General features: G+C 38.8%; 7 protein-coding genes. All 7 read right to left on the bottom strand.

Features of this window, described 5'->3' with window-relative positions; translation table 11 throughout:
• Positions 1 to 278: 278 nt before the first annotated feature.
• Entirely contained in the window at positions 279 to 1,118 is an 840-nt protein-coding gene (tsf, locus tag AC1DG9_RS07850; protein WP_477623040.1) for a translation elongation factor Ts, read from the bottom strand.
• A 100-nt stretch (positions 1,119 to 1,218) separates the two neighbouring features.
• On the bottom strand, positions 1,219 to 2,049 hold the full coding sequence (gene rpsB, locus AC1DG9_RS07845) for a 30S ribosomal protein S2 (protein ID WP_048907934.1): 831 nt from the start codon (positions 2,047 to 2,049) through the stop codon (positions 1,219 to 1,221).
• A gap of 18 nt (positions 2,050 to 2,067) precedes the next feature.
• The gene (rpsI, locus tag AC1DG9_RS07840; protein WP_048907935.1) at positions 2,068 to 2,454 is read right to left on the bottom strand and encodes a 30S ribosomal protein S9; all 387 of its coding nucleotides are present in this window, start codon (positions 2,452 to 2,454) and stop codon (positions 2,068 to 2,070) included.
• Between the two features lie 11 nt (positions 2,455 to 2,465).
• Entirely contained in the window at positions 2,466 to 2,909 is a 444-nt protein-coding gene (gene rplM / locus AC1DG9_RS07835; RefSeq protein ID WP_048907936.1) for a 50S ribosomal protein L13, read from the bottom strand.
• Positions 2,910 to 3,158: 249 nt separating this feature from the next.
• Positions 3,159 to 3,929 carry an SDR family NAD(P)-dependent oxidoreductase gene (locus AC1DG9_RS07830; RefSeq protein ID WP_172659228.1) on the bottom strand — a complete coding sequence of 257 codons (771 nt, stop codon included), beginning with the start codon at positions 3,927 to 3,929 and terminating at the stop codon, positions 3,159 to 3,161.
• A gap of 23 nt (positions 3,930 to 3,952) precedes the next feature.
• On the bottom strand, positions 3,953 to 4,369 hold the full coding sequence (locus AC1DG9_RS07825; protein ID WP_172659229.1) for an L-rhamnose mutarotase: 417 nt from the start codon (positions 4,367 to 4,369) through the stop codon (positions 3,953 to 3,955).
• Between the two features lies 1 nt (position 4,370).
• The gene (locus AC1DG9_RS07820; RefSeq protein ID WP_172659230.1) at positions 4,371 to 6,014 is read right to left on the bottom strand and encodes a sodium:solute symporter; all 1,644 of its coding nucleotides are present in this window, start codon (positions 6,012 to 6,014) and stop codon (positions 4,371 to 4,373) included.
• Between the last annotated feature and the right edge of the window lie 13 nt (positions 6,015 to 6,027).

Raw genomic sequence — 6,027 nt, 5'->3', positions numbered from 1 at the left:
TAGGCATAAAAACCTTGACGACTTGATAATTCGCCGCTGCCGTGGTTAGGCATTATTCCTACAAAATTCTGTATAGCTGAGGAATTAAGCGTAACACTTAATAACAATTGTTTTTTAGGTTCTAGACCACTGGTCAAATCTAAAGGACGCAGTGTGTGTTCGAGATGATGGTGTGTCTTTCTAATGCTAAGTTCTCAGAATAACGAAAACAAAAAAAGAGGGTATATCATCATTATAAAAATCATGATACACCCTCTTTTAATATAAAATAAAAGCGATTAAGCTCCTAATTGTACGCGTTTAAATGCAGTAACAGTTAAACCGTTAGCTGTATCATTTAAGAATTTACGAACATCTTTAGATGAATCTTTAACAAATTCCTGGTTCAATAAAGTACTGTCTTTGTAGAATTTATTCAATTTACCAGCAGCAATTTTTTCTACCATTTCTTCAGGTTTACCTTCAGCACGGATTTGTTCTTTAGCGATTTCAGTTTCACGCTCAATAGTAGTTGCATCAACATCAGCTTTATCTAAAGCAACTGGGTTCATAGCAGCAATTTGCATTGCAACATCTTTACCTGCTTCGTCAACACCAGCAACAGCTTGGTTTAAAGCAACCAAAACACCTAAACGGTAGTTACCGTGGATGTAAGGAACAACTTTCTCACCTGATACTGTTTCAAATTTAGAAATACCGATTTTCTCACCGATTTTACCAGTGTTTTCGATAATGATATCAGAAACTTTCTGACCATCAACTTCTAAAGATAAAAGCTCTTCTAATGAAGCAGGGTTTTTATCGATAGCTAAATCAGTAAATTTATTAGCTAAAGCAACGAAATCAGCGTTTTTAGCAACAAAGTCAGTTTCGCAGTTTAATTCAACAACAACACCACGTTTGCCATCAGCTGTAGCTTTAGCAATAACAACTCCTTCGTTAGAATCACGATCCTGACGTGAAGCTGCTACTTTAGCACCTTTTTTACGTAAGTAATCAACCGCAGCTTTGAAATCACCGTTAGCTTCGATTAATGCTTTTTTGCAGTCCATCATACCAGCACCGGTTTGTTGGCGCAATTTGTTTACATCTGCTGCAGAAATTTGTACTGTAGACATTTTATTTCCTTTTTAAGTTATTATCAAAAATTATGGGTTGTACGTGATTGTTGTAAGTAAACCTCCAACGCACAGCATACAACCCAAATTATATTATTAATTAAGCTTCTTCGCTTGTACCTTCTTCGGTTTCAGCTTCGCTACTTACTTTTTTTCTTCTTGCACCAGGAGCAGCAGCTTCAGGAGCATCAGCAGCAGCTTTAGCAGCTACAGCCTCTTTTTCAGTTTCTTCGTCTTTTTCACGTTTGCGCTCATCTAAACCTTCTTCAATTGCTTTGATGATAACATCAGTAATTAAAGAGATAGATTTAGTTGCATCATCATTCGCTGGGATTGGGAAATCGATGTTTGAAGGGTCAGAGTTAGTATCAACCATTGCAAAAGTTGGAATGTTTAATTTCAACGCTTCGCTAACAGCGATGTGCTCTTTTTTAACGTCAATTAAAAAGATAGCAGCTGGTAAACGGTTTAAATCCGCGATACCACCTAATAAGCTTTCTAGTTTGATACGCTCACGCTGAATCATTAAACGCTCCTTTTTAGAAAGGATCGAATAAGTACCGTCTTTAGTCATTTTATCGATGGTAACCATCTTTTTGATTGACTTACGTACGGTAGCAAAGTTAGTTAACATACCACCTAACCAACGTTCAGTTACGAAAGGCATGTTTACTTTTTTTGCTTGCTCAGCAACAATTTCTTTAGCTTGTTTCTTAGTAGCTACGAAAAGAATCTTACGACCAGATTTAACGATCTGTTTGATTGCTGAAGCAGCTTCTTCAGTTTTAGTTAAAGTTTTATTTAAATCTATAATGTGGATACCATTGCGCTCCATGAAAATGTAAGGCGCCATTTTTGGGTTCCATTTACGGGTAAGGTGACCAAAGTGTACACCTGCATCCAATAAGTCTTGATATGTAGTTCTTGCCATTGTTTTGTCTCCTTAAGATTAACGTTTACTGAATTGGAATTTCTTACGTGCTTTTTTACGTCCTGGTTTCTTACGTTCAACCATACGCATATCACGGGTCATTAACCCTTTAGCACGTAATGCTGGTTTTTTCTCAGCATCTAATTCAACAATAGCTTTAGCGATAGCTAAACGAACTGCTTCTGCTTGACCTTTAACACCTCCACCAGCTACGTTTACATTTACATCATACTGACCAACTAGTTCAGAAACTTCGAACGATTGGTTAACAATGTATTGTAATGGTAACGTTGGGAAATATACTTTGTGGTCTTTACCATTTACGGTAATAGTGCCGTTGCCTTCTTTTAAATAGATACGTGCAACAGCTGTTTTTCTTCTTCCTGAAGTGTTTGTAACTGACATTTCTTCTTTAATTAAAGTTTAATGGTTTTTGGTGATTGTGCCTCGTGCGGATGCTCTGAACCTGCGTAAACATATAAGTTGGTGTATAATTTAGCACCAAGTTTAGTTTTAGGTAACATACCACGAACAGCTTTCTCGATAACACGTTTTGGGTGTTTAGCCATTAACTCTTTTGGAGAAATGAAACGCTGACCACCTGGGTATCCGGTGTAAGAAGTATAAATTTTCTCTGAAAATTTATTTCCGGTCAACTTAACCTTGTCTGCATTAATAACGATAACGTTATCACCGCAGTCTACGTGTGGGGTATACTCAGGCTTGTTTTTACCACGGATGATCATTGCGATCTTCGATGACAAGCGCCCCAAAATCTCGCCTTGTGCGTCAACAACAACCCACTGTTTGTTAACAGTTTTTGCATTGGCAGAGACAGTTTTGTAACTTAACGTATTCACTTGCTTGTATTTAATTTGTTTAACAATTATTTATTCCCCCTAAATTTTAGGGACTGCAAAGATAGTGTAATATCTTTAATTGTCAAACAGTTGAAGAAATATTATTAGAATAATAACGGGAAACGCTCTCCGTCAAAAATTTTTAAGCAATTTTTATACAATCTTAACACAAGGTTTATACAATGTTTATACAATCAAAAACTGTTTAAACGCTGTTTTACATCTGTATAACTAAAGCTCAGTCTGGCTTTATCTTACAGACCTGTACCCAAGTTCCGCACCGCCACTAACAGGCAAAATTGTTCCCGTAATAAACCTGGCTTTTTCCGAAAGCAAAAAAACACAGGCATCAGCAATCACATCTCCCTCCGGACAATAGCCCAAAGGATGTATATCGTCCAAATATTGTGCTATCGATGCCGGATTCGGTTGCTCTTTACTCCACTCCCGCAGCATAGGGGTCCAAACTCCCGCTGGCAGAACCGCATTTACACGGATTTTATATTGTGCATAATCCAGCGCCATCGATTTTGTCAGCGTATTCATTGCGCCTTTGGTAGCAGTGTAAGCTGCATGGTTTTCCTGTCCTATTTCTCCAACAAGACTACTTGTATTCAAAATACATCCTTTAGATTCTTTTAATGCTTCAAATCCATATCGGGTTGTATAGAGTATACTTTTCAAATTCACATCCATCAAATTTCCCCATTCCTCATCGCTGGTCTCATGCAAAGGTTTAGATGGCGAGGCCACACCTGCATTGTTGTGGATCGCATCTAATTTTCCATAGCGGGCTAAGGTCTTTGCAATTGCTATTTCAACATCATCGGCTTTAGATACATCGCATACAATACCGAGATGCGCAGAACCCAATTGCCTTACAGCATCTTCCACAGGTTCAGGCGAAGATGCCGCAACAACCACATTTGCACCGGCCTCGGCGTAAGCCTTTGCACACTCAAAACCAATCCCTGCTGAACCTCCCGTGAGGAAAATAACTTTACCGGATAATAATTGCATATTCAATATTTTTTCTATAAATCTTAATCTGTATGGAAAACCTGTTCCATATCTGTCCACACTTGCTTTTTAGCCGCTGCTTCGGGCAATGGTTGCTGGCAAGGATCTGTTTCTTTCCACCATCTTTGGGTTTCCGGATCATCCGCCATCTTCTTCATATCCGCATCAAAATCAACACCCGTATATTCAAAATAGCTGAACAAATAATAAGCATCTCCTATCTTTTCCAGATAAATCGAATAATTCCTGATGTTACATTCTTTTATTTTCTTTAAAACGGATGGCCAGGCATTGGCATGTAATTGCTTATAGTAATCCAATTTTTCGGGCTTTAAACCTGTTACAGAACCAAATCGCTTAACATTAGCCTGCTTGGTTTCTTCTTTACAACCGGTCAGAAAAAGGCCGGTAATAAACACAATGAGAATATATCTTTTCATTTTATCTGAATATACAATACAATACACCTGTCACTAATAAAAGCAAGCCCGACAGCACTTTGTAATTTCCTAATCCCTTCCAGGCAGTCCCCTGCAAAGGTTCCCATGGCGATTTCCAATAAAGCTGTGCGCTCTCTTCGGTATGTTGCACAGGATAGATATAAGAAAAGCTTACCTGAATAATCACACAGGTGCAAAAAAGGTAAAATGCCATCATCATAAATGGTATATGGCCAATTAGGGTTTCAGGAAATATCTTATTGATAGCAAATACAACTACTCCCAGAACAGACCCGATCCATAAGGTTAATTTGGCTGATTGGGCAGATGCTCCTTTCCAAAATACGCCCAACAAAAACACACAGGTTATTGGCGGCGCAATGTGCGCTATAATATCATTGATTCCACTAAATATGCTTTCGTATCTATTTAATAAAGGCAGCAATCCTAATGAAAATACAAGAGCAATACCTGCAGCTATTTTCCCTATCCTGATCAATTGTTTATCTGATGCCTCGGGGCGATAGCGCTGATACATATCATAACTAACCATTGTTGAAATGGAATTTAAGGCTCCTGAAACCTGACTCATTAAGCCCGATAAAAGGGCCGCTACTAAAACACCAATCAATCCTGAAGGCAGCAGCTGAGTAATCATAAGCGTATAAATGCCCTTTGAGTTTACATTTCCCTTATCATCAACACCTAAACTGCTTACATCTAAATGGCCGGTCTGCACTAAAGTATAAGCAAACAAGCCTGGCAGCACGAAAATAAAAACAGGTAAAATTTTTATAAACCCACAAAATAAAGGCCCTACTCTTGCATGATTTTCATCTTTAGCACCAAGCACGCGCTGTACAATGGTCTGATCTGCACACCAATACCAAATACCCAAAATAGGATAACCCAAAAACACGGTATACCAGGGCATTCCGCTGCTATCGCCATGTGGGCGCAGCATCGAAAGTTTATCCATCTCACCTTTGTTTTTTAATACATCAGTCATTGGTTCCCATCCGCCCATTTTATTAAAGGCAGCATAGCTGATAATAAAGGCTCCTGCAAGCAAAACAACTGTTTGGATAGATTCTGTTACAACAACGGCTTTTAGCCCGCCTATAATGGTATAAATAGCTGTGATTATACAAATTACAATCACGCTTACATACATGTTAAGTCCAAACAGGGTTTTCAATACAATACCACCCGCCAGCATAGAGAACGCGATATGGATAATTATTGCAGATACTACTGAAATGACAGCCAGCCAGTCGCGACTGGAGCGGTCGTAGCGCTTTTCCAGAAAATCGGGTAGCGTAGCAACTCCCGACTTAATATAAAATGGGACAAAAAACAGCGACAACAGAATAAGTGTAAACGCCGCCATCCATTCGAAATTACCATTAAGCAAACCACTATCAAAGCCGCTTTGCGCCAGACTAACCAAATGGACTGTAGAAATATTTGTCGCAAACAGCGCCAGTCCTATAGCCGGCCATTTTAACGTTTTACCAGCCAGAAAATACTCGCCGGCAGCATTCGCTTTGCTTTTGCGCCGATGACTGATCCCCGCCCATAAGCCTATAGCTAAAATACCAAGTATATACAGGATACTAATGCTTAAGTCTAGTGATTTTAACATCGCATATATTTTT

Source organism: Pedobacter sp. 05L430, from assembly GCF_056397585.1.
This window is presented reverse-complemented; position numbering and strand designations above follow the sequence as displayed.

Excerpts from the sequence above, each read along its gene's own strand:
- tsf (WP_477623040.1), bottom strand. The coding sequence starts at position 1,118 with ATGTCTACAGTACAAATTTCTGCAGCAGATGTAAACAAATTGCGCCAA.
- rpsB (WP_048907934.1), bottom strand. The coding sequence starts at position 2,049 with ATGGCAAGAACTACATATCAAGACTTATTGGATGCAGGTGTACACTTT.
- rpsI (WP_048907935.1), bottom strand. The coding sequence starts at position 2,454 with ATGTCAGTTACAAACACTTCAGGAAGAAGAAAAACAGCTGTTGCACGT.
- AC1DG9_RS07830 (WP_172659228.1), bottom strand. The coding sequence starts at position 3,929 with ATGCAATTATTATCCGGTAAAGTTATTTTCCTCACGGGAGGTTCAGCA.
- AC1DG9_RS07825 (WP_172659229.1), bottom strand. The coding sequence starts at position 4,369 with ATGAAAAGATATATTCTCATTGTGTTTATTACCGGCCTTTTTCTGACC.
- AC1DG9_RS07820 (WP_172659230.1), bottom strand. The coding sequence starts at position 6,014 with ATGTTAAAATCACTAGACTTAAGCATTAGTATCCTGTATATACTTGGT.